Consider the following 15,686-nt stretch of genomic DNA (forward strand, 5'->3'; position numbering starts at 1 on the left):
GCGGCGGGCTTCACGCCCACGACCGAGGCGCCTCACAACACCTGACAGCCTCGGCATCACCCCGCCCCCCGACCTCACAACTCCCGCAACCCACCCGACCTCACTGCGGCACGATGTCCGGCGCCCCCAGCCGCGCCGCGTCCGCCGTCAGGTCGTCGGGCTGCCGCTGCGACTCCCGCTCGGCCTCCACCCGCTTCTCGTAGTGCCGCACCTCGCGCTCGATCTGGTCCTTGTCCCAGCCCAGGACCGGCGCCATGAGTTCCGCCGCCTCGCGGGCGCTGCGGGTGCCGCGGTCGAAGGTCTCGATGGAGATGCGGGTCCGCCGGGTCAGCGCGTCGTCCAGATGCCGCGCCCCCTCGTGCGATGCGGCGTAGACGATCTCGGCGCGCAGATAGTCGTCGGCCGCCCGGAGCGGCTCACCGAGTGTGGGGTCGTCGGCGATGAGGTCGAGGAGTTCCTCGGCCATCGAGCCGTACCGGTTCAGCAGATGCTCGACGCGCACCACGTGCAGCCCGGTCCGGCCGGCGATGCGCGCTCGCGCGTTCCACAGTGCCCGGTAGCCCTCCGCGCCCAGCAGCGGCACGTCCTCGGTGACGCACTCGGCGACCCGCAGGTCGAGCCCGTGGACGGCCGCGTCGACGGCGTCCTTGGCCATCACCCGGTACGTCGTGTACTTGCCGCCCGCCACGACGACCAGCCCCGGTACGGGATGGGCGACGGTGTGCTCCCGGGACAGTTTGCTGGTGGCGTCCGACTCGCCGGCGAGCAGCGGACGGAGTCCGGCGTAGACGCCCTCGACGTCGTCGCGGGTGAGCGGCACCGCCAGGACGGAGTTCACGTGCTCCAGCAGGTAGTCGATGTCGGCGCTGGAGGCGGCCGGGTGGGCCTTGTCGAGGTCCCAGTCGGTGTCGGTGGTACCGACGATCCAGTGCCGGCCCCACGGGATGACGAACAGCACGGACTTCTCGGTGCGCAGGATCAGGCCCGTGGAGGAGTGGATGCGGTCCTTGGGCACGACGAGGTGGATGCCCTTGGAGGCACGGACGTGGAACTGTCCCCGCTCCCCCACCATCGCCTGCGTGTCGTCGGTCCACACTCCCGTGGCGTTGACGACCTGACGGGCGCGGATCTCGTACTCCCCGCCCCCTTCGGCGTCCCGTACGCGCGCGCCCACGACCCGTTCGCCCTCGCGCAGGAAGTTCGTCACACGCGCGCGGTTGGCGACCTTCGCGCCGTACGCCGCCGCCGTGCGCACCAGGGTGGCGACATAGCGGGCGTCGTCCATCTGGGCGTCGTAGTACTGGAGCGCGCCGACGAGCGCGTCCTTCTTCAAGGCGGGCGCGACCCGCAAGGCGTGACGGCGGCTCAGGTGACGGTGGGTCGGCAGGCCCCGGCCGTGCGCGCGGGCCATCGACATGGCGTCGTAGAGGGCGACGCCCGAACCGGCGTACAGCCGCTCCCAGCCCTTGTGCTGAAGCGGATACAGGAACGGCACGGGCTTGACCAGGTGCGGTGCCAGCCGCTCCAGCAGCAGTCCGCGTTCCTTCAGCGCCTCGCGGACGAGGACGAAGTCGAGCATCTCCAGATAGCGCAGGCCGCCGTGAATCAGCTTGCTGGACCTGCTCGATGTGCCCGACGCCCAGTCCCGTGCCTCGACCAGCCCCGTGGACAGGCCGCGGGTGACGGCGTCGAGGGCGGTACCCGCGCCGACCACCCCGCCTCCCACGACCAGCACGTCCAGCTCGCGCTCGGCCATCGCCGCAAGTGACTCGGCTCGCTGCGCCGGCCCCAGTGTCGCTGTCCTCACCGCTGCCTCCCGCTGTAGGTCGCGCCGGCCGCGCCTTTCAGGACGAGGCCCGGCCCGTATCCCCCATGCCCCAATGGTGACCGTCTTGCCCGAGTTCAGCCACCACGCGCCCCCACCCTGTGGACAACTCCCACGGAACCACGGAACCGCAGCCGGCTCGCATCGGCCGACCGGAAAACACAACCGATCAATCCCGCAAATCGGTCATATTTACTCCTAGTCTGACATTGCGCTCGCCCGTCCTGTCCACCGGGCTTGCGCACCTGTCCCGCTTCGGTTACTGGGAAGGACGGCCCACGCCATGCCCGCAGATCTCGCCGTCATCGGACTCGGCCCGCTCGGCCTGCCCCTGGCCCAGGCCGCCGTGGCCGCCGGCATCCCCACACTCGGCTACCGCACCGGACCCGAGCCGGGCTCCCTCAGCCCCGCGGAGCTGCGCCGGATGCTCTCGGGGGGTTTCCGGCCCGCGACCAACCCGGCCGAGCTGGGCCGCGTGCGCACCGCCGTCATCTGCGCCCCCACCCCGCGCGACGCGGAAGGCGGGCTCGACCTGAGCCAGGTGGAGGCCGCCGCCCGCACCCTCGCCGGACACCTGCGCCCGCACACCACCGTCATCCTGGAGTCGCCCGTACCTCCGGGGACGACCGAGGAGTTCCTGCGACCGCTCCTGGAGGAGATGTCCGGCCTGCGCGCGGGCCGCGACTTCCACCTCGCGTACTCCCCCAGCAGGGTCGACCCCGGCCGCCGCGACTTCACGCCCGTCAACACACCGAAGGTCATCGGCGGCCTCACCCCCGCCTGCACCGAGTCCGCCGCCGCCTTCTACGGCCGCCTCACCGACAAGGTGGTACGCGCGCGTGGCCTCAGGGAAGCCGAGACCGTGACGCTCCTGGAGACCAACTTCCGGCACGTCAACATGGCCCTCGTCAACGAGATGGCCGTCCTCTGCAACGACCTGGGCGTGGACCTCTGGGACGTCATCCGGTGCGCCGAGACCAAGCCGTTCGGCTTCCAGGCCTTCCGCCCCGGCCCCGGCGTCGGCGGCCACTCCGTGCCCCTGGACCGCACCGGCCACCCCGGCAGCCCGCTGCGCATGGTGGAACTCGCCCAGCAGGTCAACAGCCGCATGCCGCGCTACGTCGTCCAGCGCGCGGCCACGCTCCTCAACGAGCACGGCAAGTCGGCCCGGGGCGCGCGCGTGCTGCTGCTCGGCGTCACCTACAAGGCCGACCTCGCCGACCAGCAGGGCACCCCCGCCCAGGAGATCGCGATCCGCCTGATGGAACTCGGCGCGGCCGTCAGCTACCACGACCCGCACGTCCCGTCCTGGAGCGTCCTCGACCGCCCGGTCCCCCGCGCCGACTCCCTGTACGAGGCCGCCGCCGACGCCGACCTGACGATCCTGCTCCAGCAGCACCGCACATACGACCTCCAGGGCCTCTCGGTGAAGGCACAGCTGCTGCTCGACACGCGGGGGGCTACGCCGACCGGGGCGGCGCACCGGTTGTGAGACGGGGCGCACGACACCGCCCCGGGCTCCGGAGGCTGGTGGCGTACGGCACGGCTCGCCGGTAACGTACGAACGGGTGGAGCCCACCGCAGAGGCCACTGCGGCAGGCACCTGATGGTTCACGGAGTGTCCGCCCCTAGTGTGCTTGGGGACGGCCGCTCACCACCCGAAAATAGGTGGTGCCCACCGCAGAGGCCACTGCGGCAGGCACCTGATGGTTCACGGAGTGTCCGCCCCTACTGTGCTTGGGGACGGCCGCTCACCATCCGAAAAGCCGCAAGATCCACCTCCTCCGGCACTGCACCGTCCGAAGACGGAGTCGGTCCCAGCGGGTGGGCTTGCGGTGGCGTCCCATGGGCGCCCCCTCACGCGTCCGGGCATGCGAAAGGGGCCGGTCACCTCACCTGGGTGAGCTGACCGGCCCCTGCCGAAGTCCTGCGAACTACCGCCCGGCTACCGCCGGTGCACCGAGTCCGCCACCGTCACCTCGACCCGCTGGAACTCCTTGAGTTCGCTGTAACCGGTGGTGGACATCGCGCGGCGCAGGGCGCCGAAGAAGTTCATCGAGCCGTCCGGCGTGTGGGACGGGCCGGCGAGGACCTCCTCGATGGTGCCGACCGTGCCGAGGTCGACCTTCTGGCCGCGCGGCAGCTCCTCGTTGACGGCCTCCATGCCCCAGTGGTGGCCGCGGCCGGGCGCGTCGGTCGCCCGCGCGAGCGGGGAGCCCATCATCACCGCGTCGGCGCCGCAGGCGACGGCCTTGGGCAGGTCGCCGGACCAGCCGACACCGCCGTCCGCGATCACGTGCACGTACCGGCCGCCGGACTCGTCCATGTAGTCGCGGCGGGCGGCGGCGACATCGGCCACCGCCGTCGCCATCGGGACCTGGATGCCGAGCACGTTGCGGGTGGTGTGCGCCGCGCCGCCGCCGAAGCCGACGAGGACGCCCGCCGCACCGGTACGCATCAGGTGCAGGGCCGCCGTATAGGTGGCGCAGCCACCGACGATCACCGGGACGTCGAGTTCGTAGATGAACTGCTTCAGGTTCAGCGGCTCGTGCGAGCCGGAGACGTGCTCCGCGGAGACCGTCGTGCCGCGGATGACGAAGATGTCCACGCCCGCGTCGACGACGGCCTTGGAGAACTGGGCGGTGCGCTGCGGGGAGAGCGCCGCTGCGGTGACCACGCCCGAGTCGCGCACCTCCTTGATGCGCTGCCCGATCAGCTCCTCCTTGATCGGCGCGGAGTAGATCTCCTGGAGCCGGCGGGTGGCCGCCTCGACGGGCAGGCCGACGATCTCGTCCAGCAGCGGCTGCGGGTCCTCGTACCGGGTCCACAGACCCTCGAGGTTGAGCACGCCCAGGCCGCCCAGCTCGCCGATGCGGATCGCGGTGGCGGGGGAGACGACGGAGTCCATGGGGGCGGCCAGGAACGGCAGCTCGAAACGGTAGGCGTCGATCTGCCAGGCGATCGAGACCTCCTTCGGGTCCCGCGTACGGCGGCTGGGGACGACGGCGATGTCGTCGAAGGCGTACGCCCGGCGGCCGCGCTTGCCGCGCCCGATCTCGATCTCAGTCACGTGTGTGGCCTTTCCCTGATGCGTTGCAGCGTCTACCAGTATCGCCGACGGGCACGCCGAGGGCGGCCCCGGATGCTCCCGGGGCCGCCCTCACCCGTGTGAAACGGACGGCACGCGCGTGTGCCGCTACTTCTTGCCGCTGTAGTTCGGCGCCTCGACCGTCATCTGGATGTCGTGCGGGTGGCTCTCCTTGAGACCCGCCGAGGTGATCCGGACGAACCTGCCGTTGTCCTGGAGCTCCGCGACGGTACGGCCGCCGACGTAGAACATCGACTGGCGCAGGCCGCCGACCAGCTGGTGGACGACGGAGGACAGCGGGCCGCGGTACGGCACCTGGCCCTCGATGCCCTCGGGGATCAGCTGCTCGTCGGAGGCGACGCCCTCCTGGAAGTACCGGTCCTTGGAGAACGACTTGCGCTCGCCGCGGGTCTGCATCGCACCCAGGGAGCCCATGCCGCGGTACGACTTGAACTGCTTGCCGTTGATGAACAGCAGCTCGCCGGGCGACTCCTCGCAGCCCGCGAGGAGCGAGCCCAGCATCACGGTGTCGGCGCCCGCGACGAGGGCCTTGGCGATGTCGCCGGAGTACTGCAGGCCGCCGTCGCCGATGACCGGGACCCCGGCCTCCTTGGCGGCCAGCGCGGCCTCGTAGATGGCGGTGACCTGCGGGACGCCGATGCCGGCGACCACACGGGTCGTACAGATGGAGCCCGGACCGACACCGACCTTGATGGCGTCCGCGCCGGCGTCGACGAGGGACTGGGCGCCGTCGCGGGTGGCGACGTTGCCGCCGATGACGTCCACGCGCGTGTGGTTGGACTTGATCTTGGCGATCATGTCGCCGACCAGGCGGGAGTGGCCGTGCGCAGTGTCGACGACGATGAAGTCGGCGCCCGCCTCGATCAGCGCCTGGGCGCGCTCGAAGGCGTCACCGGCGACGCCGACCGCGGCACCTACCAGGAGGCGGCCCTCGGAGTCCTTCGCGGCGAGCGGGTACTTCTCCGCCTTCACGAAGTCCTTGACCGTGATCAGGCCCTTGAGGTGGCCCTCGTCGTCGACGAGCGGCAGCTTCTCGATCTTGTGGCGGCGCAGCAGCTCCATGGCCTCCACACCGGAGATACCGACCTTGCCGGTGACCAGCGGCATCGGCGTCATGACCTCGCGGACGCGGCGCGTGCGGTCGGTCTCGAAGGCCATGTCGCGGTTGGTGACGATGCCGAGCAGCCGCTTGTTGCCGTCGGTGACCGGGACGCCGCTGATGCGGAACTTGGCGCAGAGCGCGTCTGCCTCGCCGAGCGTGGCGTCCGGGTGGATGGTGATCGGGTCGGTCACCATGCCGGACTCGGAGCGCTTCACGAGGTCGACCTGGTTGGCCTGGTCCGCGATGGAGAGGTTGCGGTGCAGAACACCGACGCCGCCCTGGCGGGCCATCGAGATCGCCATGCGCGATTCGGTGACCTTGTCCATGGCGGCGGACAGGAGCGGGATGTTGACCCGCACGTTCCTGGAGACGTACGAGGCGGTGTCGATCTCGTCGGGAGCCATGTCCGACGCGCCCGGCAGCAGCAGCACGTCGTCGTAGGTCAGCCCGAGCGTCGCGAATTTTCCGGGCACTCCGTCGACGTTGGCAGTCATGACACCTTCCCCAAATGGCCTTGATCGGTGCGGATGTCCATGCTAACGGGAAGCGCACCTCCCGAATTCCACGGTCCGATGTGACTCCGGGATCCGCATGTTCGTACGGCGGCGGCGGGCGGCGTGTTCACCGCGGGGGCCGCCGGCCTGTTCGGCGTAGGCGCCTCGGCCGGTCCGGCGTTGGGCCCACTGCTTCGTTCGGGCTTCGTTCGGCGGAGGAGGTGTGGCGGGGCCACGGCGGGACTACTGCTCGGCGAGCGCGCGCAGTCTGCTGAGGGCGCGGTGCTGGGCCACGCGCACGGCCCCGGGTGACATTCCCAACATCTGGCCGGTCTCCTCCGCCGTGAGGCCGACCGCGATGCGCAGCAGGAGCAGCTCCCGCTGGTTCTCGGGCAGGTTGGCGAGCAGTTTCTTCGCCCATTCGGCGTCGCTGCTCAGCAGGGCCCGCTCCTCCGGACCGAGGGAGTCGTCGGGACGTTCCGGCATCTCGTCGGAGGGGACCGCGGTGGAGCCGGGGTGGCGCATCGCCGCACGCTGGAGGTCGGCGACCTTGTGTGCGGCGATGGCGAAGACGAAGGCCTCGAAGGGACGGCCGGTGTCCTTGTAGCGCGGGAGGGCGAGGAGGACGGCGACACAGACCTCCTGCGCGAGGTCCTCCACGAAGTGGCGTGCGTCGCCGGGGAGCCGGGACAGCCGGGTGCGGCAGTACCGAAGGGCGAGGGGGTGGACATGGGCGAGGAGGTCGTGTGTGGCCTGCTCGTCGCCGTCGACCGCGCGGTGCACGAGTCCGCCGATCACCCCGGGGGCACGGACCGCCTCGTCTTCGCGCATCGGTCCATGGTGCACTGCGGCCGGACCGGCCGCGCCACCGTGCCCGTCGTTGTGCACCGAAGCGTTATGAGCAGGTGCGCCGGAACTCATCCCCTGCGCCCTCCCCTCCCGCTCGACCGACTTGTCCCCGAGGAACTCCACCCCTCAAGGATGCGGCATCAGCGGCGAAACGAGCAGCGGGCACCCGGCGAGGCCCTGTTCCTCCCCCGTCCGACGCCCGGCCGACGGGGGGTTCCCGCAGGCCCAGAACCCCGCGCGAGCAGGGAGGTTCATCCATTCCCCCGCTCCTGTCCACTGGGATCGGCTTGCTCGAAAAGTCCGTCGGCGCGGCCTGTCCGGCGCCGCCGCCGACCGAAGAAGTCCGCCGCGCGGGCCGTACGGCCGTGGCGCCGAAAACGCCGGACCGCAGTGCCCGGAGGAGACCTGACCGAAGGTGCCGGAGCCCGGCGCCGGTACGCGTGGCCCCGCCGGCAGTGTCGGCGAACTCACGCGCCGGATTCCGCTCATCGGTGTCCAGCACGTGCCGCCGGGCAGGCGGGCCGGACCGGGACCGGCCGGACAGGCCCTAGCGGACCAGTCCCCACCGGAAGCCCAGTGCCACGGCGTGCGCGCGGTCCGAGGCGCCGAGCTTCTTGAACAGCCGGCGGGCGTGGGTCTTGACCGTGTCCTCGGAGAGGAACAGCTCGCGGCCGATCTCGGCGTTGGAGCGGCCGTGACTCATGCCTTCCAGGACCTGGATCTCGCGCGCGGTGAGCGTGGGCGCCGCGCCCATCTCGGCCGAGCGCAGCCGCCGTGGGGCGAGCCGCCACGTGGGGTCGGCGAGAGCCTGGGTGACCGTCGCGCGCAGTTCGGCGCGCGAGGCGTCCTTGTGCAGATAGCCGCGGGCGCCGGCGGCGACCGCGAGTGCGACGCCGTCGAGATCCTCGGCGACGGTCAGCATGATGATGCGTGCGCCCGGATCGGCGGACAGCAGCCGTCGGACGGTTTCGACACCGCCCAGTCCGGGCATGCGCACGTCCATCAGAATCAGGTCCGAGCGGTCGGCACCCCAGCGGCGGAGAACCTCCTCGCCGTTGGCCGCCGTCGTCACGCGCTCGACGCCGGGCACGGTCGCGACCGCGCGGCGGAGCGCCTCTCGGGCAAGCGGGGAGTCGTCGCAGACGAGGACGGAAGTCATGGCCGCCCTCCGCAGCTGATGCGCGTCACCTTGTGCCTCCAGGCTGGTACGTATCGTCACCTGTGCGGTCGACCGTCTCGGACGCTTGCCCGAGCGTTTGTGTTTTCAACCGCCACCGCACTCTCAACGATGGTCACTCGAAAGAGTTACGGGGCCGCGTGCATTCTTCGGCACTCTACGTGAGGAAGCGGACACGATGGAGAGACCCGCGCGGACCCTCAAGCTTTCATCACAACCATGCCCCGTTCAGCCCCATTTCTTCCCATTTACTGGTGTCTGAGGCTAGATTCGCAATGAGTCATATTTTCATCTCCTTAGATCGTAGTTGTACGGTCGTGGGCACCGTATTCGCTCGGCACGGCTACAAGGGGTCACGCAATGGCAGATTTCTCCCGCCTTCCCGGACCGAACGCGGACCTGTGGGACTGGCAGCTCCTGGCTGCCTGCCGCGGGGTGGACAGCTCGCTCTTCTTTCATCCCGAAGGCGAGCGCGGGGCGGCGCGGAGCGCTCGCGAGAACTCGGCCAAGGAGGTCTGCATGAGGTGCCCGGTACGCGCGCAGTGCGCGGCGCACGCGCTGGCGGTGAGGGAGCCGTACGGCGTCTGGGGCGGACTGACCGAGGACGAGCGCGAGGAGCTCATGGGGCGGGCGCGCAACCGCCTGGTGTCGGCGTCGACCGGCGCAGGCGGTGTTTCGAACACCTGAAGGAACGTTTCTCCACCTGGCTGAGGGCACTCGTGAAGGCGAGTGCCCTCATTGCATGTACGGCCCCTGCACCCCCCGGTACGGCTACCGCGCCGCCGCCCGTTCCAGCTGCCCGAGCATGGCCGCCACCGCCGGCACCTGGGCCAGGTCGGGGAGGGTGAGCGCGACGACCTCCCGCCGTACCGCCGGTTCCAGGGTCACCGCGCGCACTCCCCGCTGCCGTACGGACTCGATCGCCAGCTGAGGGAGTACGGCTACGCCGAGGCCCGCGCCCACCAGGCCTGCCACCGCCGGGTAGTCGTCGGTCGCGAAGTCGATGCGGGGGGTGAAGCCGGCGGCCTCGCACACCTCCACCAGGCGGCCGCGACAGCGCGGGCAGCCGGCGATCCACGGCTCGCGGGCCAGTTCGCCGATGGCGAGGGAGTCCACGCGCGCGAGGCGGTGCCGTTCGGGCAGGAGGGCGACGAGCCGGTCCGTCAGCAGGGGGCGGACGACCAGGTCGGGCCACTCCTCGGCGCCCGGCGCGTCCTCGTAGCGGAAGGCGAGGGCGACGTCGCAGTCGCCGTCGCGCAGCTTGTCGACCGACTCGGGCGGCTCGGCCTCCTCCAGGGAGACACGGGTGCCGGGGTGGGCGGCGCGCAGTGCGGCCAGCGCGGTCGGGACGAGCGTGGAACTGCCGCTGGGGAAGGAGACGAGACGGACCCGGCCGGCGCGCAGGCCGGCGATCGCGGCGACCTCCTCCTCGGCGGCGGTGAGCCCGGCGAGGATCCCGGCGGCGTGCCGGACGAGGGCGTCGCCGGCCTGGGTCAGCCGCATCGCACGGCCGCTGCGCACCAGCAGGGGTGTGCCGACGGACGCCTCCAGGGCCTTCATCTGCTGGCTGACGGCGGGCTGGGTGCAGCCCAGCTCGCGCCCCGCCGCCGAGAAGGAACCGGTGGCGGCGACGGCGCGCAGCACGCGGAGATGACGGGCCTCGATCATCCCTCGAGCATAAGTGAGCCTTGGGTGTGACGGCGAATAATGCGTCGACACTTTGACCACCGGTCGCTTAGCGTGCCGGCATGAGGCTTCTGTCCGTCAACGTGGGCCGTCCGAAGGCCGTTCCGTACACCGATCAGCCCGAGGGCCTGACCGGTATCGACAAGCGGCCCGTCGAGGGACCGGTGCGGGTGGCCGCGCCCGGCCCCAAGGGGGTCGCGGGAAGTGGGCTGGCCGGGGACGCGGTGTGCCACCGGCGTCATCACGGCGGCGACGACCAGGCGGTGTACGCCGTCGCGCGCGAGGATCTCGACGACTGGGAGCGGGAGCTGGGGCGCACGTTCGCCGACGGCGCGTTCGGCGAGAACCTCACCACCACGGGGCTGGACGTGTCGGGGGCGCGGATCGGTGAGCGCTGGCGGATCGGTCCGCAGGTGGTGCTGGAGGTGACGTCGGGGCGGATTCCCTGTCGCACCTTCCAGGGCCATGTGGGTGAGAAGGGCTGGGTCAGGCGGTTCACCCAGAAGGCCGCGACGGGCGCCTACCTGCGGGTGATCGTGCCGGGCGAGATCCGCGCGGGGGACCCCATGGAGATCGTCCACCTGCCGGAGCACGAGGTGACGGCCCGGATGGAGTTCCAGGCCACGACCACGCACCGGGAACTGCTGCCCCAACTGCTGGCGGCCGGTGAGGCGCTGCATCCCGAGGCACTGGCGGCAGCCCGCAAGTACGTCGAGAAGTACGGCGGCTGAGCCGCTGTCACGGGCGACCGTGCGCACGGCTTCTTCACTTTCCGCAGGCCGCGTGCAGAGAGCGGACGCCCGGACTCCGGGTCATTAACCTTCTGCCATGACAACGGCTCTGATTACGGGTTCGACCGCGGGTATCGGTGCCGCGTTCGCGCGGCGGCTCGCGGCGGACGGGCACGACCTGGTGCTCGTCGCCCGGGACACCCAACGGCTGCGCGAGCAGGCGACCGAGTTGCACGACCGGCACGGCATCGAGGCGGAGGTGCTGACGGCCGACCTGGCCACGGACGAGGGCATCGAGGCGGTGGCCGCCCGGCTCGGCGACCGCAGGAACCCCGTCGACCTGCTGGTCAACAACGCCGGCTTCGGCAACAAGGGCCGCTACCTCGACGTATCGATGGCCGACGAGCTGAAGATGCTCAAGGTGCACTGCGAGGCGGTGCTGCGGCTGACGTCGGCGGCGGCCGAGGCGATGCGGGAGCGGGGGCGCGGGGGTGTCGTCAACGTGGCCTCGGTGGCGGCCTTCGTGCCGCGCGGGACGTACGGCGCGTCCAAGGCGTGGGTCGTGCAGTTCACCCAGGGGGCGGCGAAGGACCTCGCGGGCAGCGGTGTGCGGCTGATGGCGCTGTGCCCGGGGTTCGTGCGCACCGAGTTCCACGAGCGGGCCGGGATGGGCACGGACAACATCCCCGGCTGGATGTGGCTCGACGCGGACAAGCTGGTCACGGCGGCGCTGGCGGATCTGGCGCGCGGGAAGTCGGTGTCGATCCCGGACCCGCGGTACAAGGCGCTGATGGGGCTGGTGAAGGTGACGCCCCGGGCGCTGCTGGGCGGGGTCAGCTCGCGGACCGGGCGCAAGTACGGGCCGCAGTAGCGAGCGGCGACGGCCGGGCTCCGGTGGGAGGATGGGCGTGACAGGGCCGGACCCAGGGGGGCCGGAGGCGGCGCGATGACGTTCGTACAGCTCATCGATTGCAGGACGAGCCGGTTCGACGAGATGAACCGGCTGATGGACATGTGGGTCGAGCAGACCAAGGGGAAGCGGACGGCGACGCACGCGCTGGTCGGGAAGGACCGGTCGGACGCGTCGCACTTCGTCGAGATCGTGGAGTTCCCGTCGTACGAGGAGGCGATGCGGAACTCGAACCTTCCGGAGACCGACAGGATCTTCCAGGGCATGGTCGCTCTGTGTGACGAGATGCCGACCTTCACGGATCTGGAAGTGGTGCGCGACGAGCAGCTGAACTGTGCGACGGCGCGGGAGTGGTTCGAGCAGGCCGGGACGATCGAGATCGACCGCATGTTCGATCGGGTGACCGACGACTACGTGGAGCACGATCCCTCCGGTGCGCAGGAGACCGGGCTGCGTGCGGCGCGCGAGGAGTTCGCCGGCTGGCGGCATGCCTTCGACTTCTCGTTCCGGGTCGACGACCAGATCGCCCAGGAGGACCGGGTCTGCACCCGCTGGACCTGGACCGCCCGCCACAAGGGCGACTACCTCGGCATCCCGGCCACCGGACAGAACGTCACCATGACCGGCATGACCTGGCAGCGGTTCCGGGACGGGATGATCTGCGAGGGCTGGTGGCAGTACGACCGGGCGGGTCTGTTGGAGCAGCTGGGGGTACTCGGGGAGTAGCCCGCGAGGAGGCACGGCACCCGCGCCGACCGTGAGAACGTGCCGGTGCGGGACGTGCCGAGGCCCGGCGCCCCTTTCGGGACGCCGGGCCTCGGGGGTGACGTGCGTCAGTGGGAGTGGCCGTGGCCGTGACCACCGGCGGCCGGCTCCTCTTCTTCCTTCTTCTCGACGACCAGGGTCTCGGTCGTGAGCAGGAGGGAGGCGATGGAGGCGGCGTTCTCCAGGGCGGAGCGGGTGACCTTGACCGGGTCGATGACGCCGGCCTTGACCAGGTCGCCGTACTCGCCGGTCGCGGCGTTGAAGCCCTGACCCTTGTCGAGCTCGGCGACCTTGGAGGTGATGACGTAACCCTCCAGGCCGGCGTTCTCGGCGATCCAGCGCAGCGGCTCGACGGCGGCCTTGCGGACGACCGCGACACCGGTGGCCTCGTCGCCGGTCTTGCCGAGGTTGCCCTCGAGGACCTTCACGGCGTGGACGAGCGCGGAGCCGCCACCGGAGACGATGCCTTCCTCGACCGCGGCGCGGGTCGCGGAGATGGCGTCCTCCAGGCGGTGCTTCTTCTCCTTCAGCTCCACCTCGGTGGCGGCGCCGACCTTGATCACGCAGACGCCGCCGGCCAGCTTCGCGAGGCGCTCCTGGAGCTTCTCGCGGTCCCAGTCGGAGTCCGTGTTGGCGATCTCGGCCTTGATCTGCGCGACGCGGCCGTGGACGTCCTCGGTCTTGCCGGCACCGTCGACGACCGTGGTGTCGTCCTTGGTGACGGTGACGCGGCGGGCGGAACCCAGCACGTCGACGCCGACCTGGTCGAGCTTGAGGCCGACCTCCTCGGAGATGACCGTGGCGCCGGTGAGGACCGCGAGGTCCTGCAGCATCGCCTTGCGGCGGTCACCGAAGCCGGGGGCCTTGACCGCGACGGCGTTGAACGTGCCGCGGATCTTGTTCACGACCAGGGTGGAGAGCGCCTCGCCCTCCAGGTCCTCGGCGATGATCAGCAGCGGGCGCGAGGAGTTGGTCTGGATGACCTTCTCCAGCAGCGGCAGCATGTCGGCGATCGAGGAGATCTTGCCCTGGTTGATGAGGATGTAGGGGTCGTCGAGGACGGCCTCCATGCGCTCCTGGTCCGTCACGAAGTACGGCGACAGGTAGCCCTTGTCGAAGGCCATGCCCTCGGTGAAGTCCAGCTCCAGACCGAAGGTGTTGGACTCCTCGACGGTGATGACACCGTCCTTGCCGACCTTGTCCATCGCCTCGGCGATCAGCTCGCCGACCTGGCTGTCCTGCGCGGACAGCCCGGCCACGGCGGCGATGTCGGACTTCTCGTCGATCGGGCGCGCCGAGGCCAGCAGCTCGTCGGAGACGGCCTTGACGGCGGCGTCGATGCCCTTCTTGAGGAGGGCGGGCGACGCGCCGGCGGCGACGTTCTTCAGGCCTTCGCGGACCAGCGCCTGGGCGAGCACGGTGGCGGTGGTGGTGCCGTCACCCGCGATGTCGTTGGTCTTGGTCGCCACCTCCTTCACCAGCTGCGCGCCGAGGTTCTCGTACGGGTCGTCGAGCTCGACCTCGCGGGCGATCGTGACACCGTCGTTGGTGATGGTGGGGGCACCGAACTTCTTGTCGATGACGACATTGCGGCCCTTGGGGCCGATCGTCACCTTGACCGTGTCGGCAAGCTTGTTGACGCCGCGCTCGAGGGCGCGACGGGCGTCCTCGTCGAACTTCAGGATCTTCGCCATGACAGCGGGAGCCCTCTCGGGATCTGGTGGGTGAAAAAGACACTGCGCCCCGGGCGCCCGGGTTCTTATGTGGTCGCGGGGGCCAGGGGCGCAGCTTGAAGCAGAATGCTTCCGGTGAATCCGGGTGAATTACTTCTCGATGATCGCGAGAACGTCGCGAGCCGAGAGGACGAGGTACTCCTCGCCGTTGTACTTCACCTCGGTGCCGCCGTACTTGCTGTACAGAACTACGTCGCCGACCTTGACGTCGAGCGGCAGGCGCTCGCCGTTCTCGAAGCGACCCGGACCGACCGCGAGGACAGCACCCTCCTGGGGCTTCTCCTTCGCAGTGTCCGGGATGACCAGGCCAGAGGCGGTGGTCTGCTCGGCGTCGAGCGGCTGGACCACAATGCGGTCCTCGAGCGGCTTGATGGCAACCTTGGAGCTGGTGGTCGTCACGATCCGACCTCCCCCTTCGGAGATCTCACGGGGTTAACTGTCTGAGGTGGCGACCAGGTGGATCCGTCGTCGCGGGTGCCGGACCTGCCCGTCGCGTTGTTGGCACTCTCCAGTGGGGAGTGCCAGGGCTGAGACTATGACCGTGGTTAGCACTCGGTCAAGCGGAGTGCCAGATCCGTGCGTCGCGTCAGCCGGAACCGGGGTCATTGCCGCCTACGCCGGATAGTCGCCCGGCGCTCAGAGGTAGTTCTCCAGGCGGCCCACCGTCAGGCCCTGTCGCTGGATCTCCCGCAGCAGTCTCGCCGTGCGTTCTCGCAGGGTCGGGCCCATCGTCTCGTCCGGGTCCACGGCGACGATGTCTCCGGGGCGCAGGCGGTGCGAGCCGTGGGTATAGGTGAGGTCGGTGGGTCCCATCGAGGCCCGCCAGAGGACGACCGCGGTGATCCCGCAGTCGGCGGCGGCCCGCAGGGTGGTCGTGTCGTACGTGCCGTAGGGCGGGCGGAACAGGCGGGGGCGCAGGCCGAAGCGGGACTTGAGCTTGTTCTGCTGGCCGCAGATCTCGGCGCGCTGGCCGGCGTACGGCAGGCCGCGCAGGGCGGCGTGGTCGAGCGTGTGGTTGTGCAGGCCGGCGCCGACCGACCGCAGCCGGGCGAAGTGGGCGTAGCCGGGGCCCGCCACGCTGTCGGTGAGGAACATGCTGACGGGCAGGCGCAGTTCGCGGACCATGTCGACGAATCGGGGGTCGCGTTCGGCGCCGTCGTCGTAGGTGAGGAAGACGACCTTGTCGCGGGTCGGGATCCGGTCGACGACCGGGGGGAGCGCGGGGCCCGCCGGGCGGGCCCCCCCCCCCTGCCCCTTAAACAAATCCCCAACCCCACAAGAACGGCAAAAAAAGGGAAGGCGGTA

At 70.5% G+C, this 15,686-nt stretch carries 13 protein-coding genes and 1 pseudogene; 5 read left to right on the forward strand and 9 right to left on the reverse strand.

What is annotated here, in order from left to right:
• Positions 1-100: 100 nt before the first annotated feature.
• Positions 101-1,807, reverse strand: a complete 1,707-nt coding sequence (locus P1P75_RS15410) for a glycerol-3-phosphate dehydrogenase/oxidase (protein WP_319255562.1) — start codon at positions 1,805-1,807, stop codon at positions 101-103.
• A gap of 301 nt (positions 1,808-2,108) precedes the next feature.
• Between P1P75_RS15410 and P1P75_RS15415 the strand changes: the two genes are divergently transcribed.
• Entirely contained in the window at positions 2,109-3,317 is a 1,209-nt protein-coding gene (locus P1P75_RS15415; RefSeq protein WP_319255564.1) for a nucleotide sugar dehydrogenase, read from the forward strand.
• Between the two features lie 453 nt (positions 3,318-3,770).
• On the opposite strand, the gene P1P75_RS15420 is transcribed toward P1P75_RS15415, so the two are convergent.
• The 4 genes from P1P75_RS15420 to P1P75_RS15435 form a co-directional block, all read right to left on the reverse strand.
• Entirely contained in the window at positions 3,771-4,895 is a 1,125-nt protein-coding gene (locus tag P1P75_RS15420; protein ID WP_086770881.1) for a GuaB3 family IMP dehydrogenase-related protein, read from the reverse strand.
• 126 nt (positions 4,896-5,021) lie between these two features.
• Positions 5,022-6,530: an IMP dehydrogenase gene (gene guaB / locus P1P75_RS15425; protein WP_319255566.1), complete on the reverse strand. Its 1,509-nt coding sequence runs from the start codon at positions 6,528-6,530 to the stop codon at positions 5,022-5,024.
• Positions 6,531-6,773: 243 nt separating this feature from the next.
• Positions 6,774-7,361 (reverse strand): sigma-70 family RNA polymerase sigma factor, encoded by a 588-nt coding sequence (locus P1P75_RS15430; RefSeq protein WP_086770883.1) that lies wholly within the window; start codon positions 7,359-7,361, stop codon positions 6,774-6,776.
• Between the two features lie 565 nt (positions 7,362-7,926).
• A complete protein-coding gene (locus P1P75_RS15435; protein ID WP_003948568.1) occupies positions 7,927-8,538 on the reverse strand; it encodes a response regulator transcription factor in 612 nt (203 codons plus the stop codon).
• Between the two features lie 378 nt (positions 8,539-8,916).
• Here P1P75_RS15435 and P1P75_RS15440 point away from each other — a divergent pair, with 378 nt between their 5' ends.
• Positions 8,917-9,243, forward strand: a complete 327-nt coding sequence (locus P1P75_RS15440; protein ID WP_319255568.1) for a WhiB family transcriptional regulator — start codon at positions 8,917-8,919, stop codon at positions 9,241-9,243.
• A gap of 84 nt (positions 9,244-9,327) precedes the next feature.
• Here the strand turns inward: P1P75_RS15440 and P1P75_RS15445 are convergent, their stop codons facing one another.
• Positions 9,328-10,224 carry a LysR family transcriptional regulator gene (locus P1P75_RS15445; protein ID WP_319255570.1) on the reverse strand — a complete coding sequence of 299 codons (897 nt, stop codon included), beginning with the start codon at positions 10,222-10,224 and terminating at the stop codon, positions 9,328-9,330.
• 80 nt (positions 10,225-10,304) lie between these two features.
• Between P1P75_RS15445 and P1P75_RS15450 the strand changes: the two genes are divergently transcribed.
• From P1P75_RS15450 to P1P75_RS15460, 3 genes are all read left to right on the forward strand, one after another.
• Positions 10,305-10,973, forward strand: a complete 669-nt coding sequence (locus tag P1P75_RS15450; RefSeq protein ID WP_319255572.1) for an MOSC domain-containing protein — start codon at positions 10,305-10,307, stop codon at positions 10,971-10,973.
• A gap of 97 nt (positions 10,974-11,070) precedes the next feature.
• On the forward strand, positions 11,071-11,844 hold the full coding sequence (locus tag P1P75_RS15455; protein WP_319255574.1) for an SDR family oxidoreductase: 774 nt from the start codon (positions 11,071-11,073) through the stop codon (positions 11,842-11,844).
• 75 nt (positions 11,845-11,919) lie between these two features.
• The gene (locus P1P75_RS15460; RefSeq protein ID WP_319255576.1) at positions 11,920-12,609 is read left to right on the forward strand and encodes an ester cyclase; all 690 of its coding nucleotides are present in this window, start codon (positions 11,920-11,922) and stop codon (positions 12,607-12,609) included.
• Positions 12,610-12,716: 107 nt separating this feature from the next.
• Here the strand turns inward: P1P75_RS15460 and groL are convergent, their stop codons facing one another.
• From groL to P1P75_RS15475, 3 genes and pseudogenes are all read right to left on the reverse strand, one after another.
• Positions 12,717-14,342 carry a chaperonin GroEL gene (gene groL / locus P1P75_RS15465; protein WP_319255578.1) on the reverse strand — a complete coding sequence of 542 codons (1,626 nt, stop codon included), beginning with the start codon at positions 14,340-14,342 and terminating at the stop codon, positions 12,717-12,719.
• A gap of 129 nt (positions 14,343-14,471) precedes the next feature.
• Entirely contained in the window at positions 14,472-14,780 is a 309-nt protein-coding gene (gene groES / locus P1P75_RS15470) for a co-chaperone GroES (RefSeq protein ID WP_020132158.1), read from the reverse strand.
• A gap of 237 nt (positions 14,781-15,017) precedes the next feature.
• Positions 15,018-15,599 (reverse strand): annotated as a pseudogene (locus tag P1P75_RS15475) (polysaccharide deacetylase family protein); the annotation flags it as partial.
• Positions 15,600-15,686: the final 87 nt, after the last annotated feature.

It is taken from the genome of Streptomyces sp. ID05-39B (assembly GCF_033794725.1).
Classification (GTDB): domain Bacteria; phylum Actinomycetota; class Actinomycetes; order Streptomycetales; family Streptomycetaceae; genus Streptomyces; species Streptomyces bobili.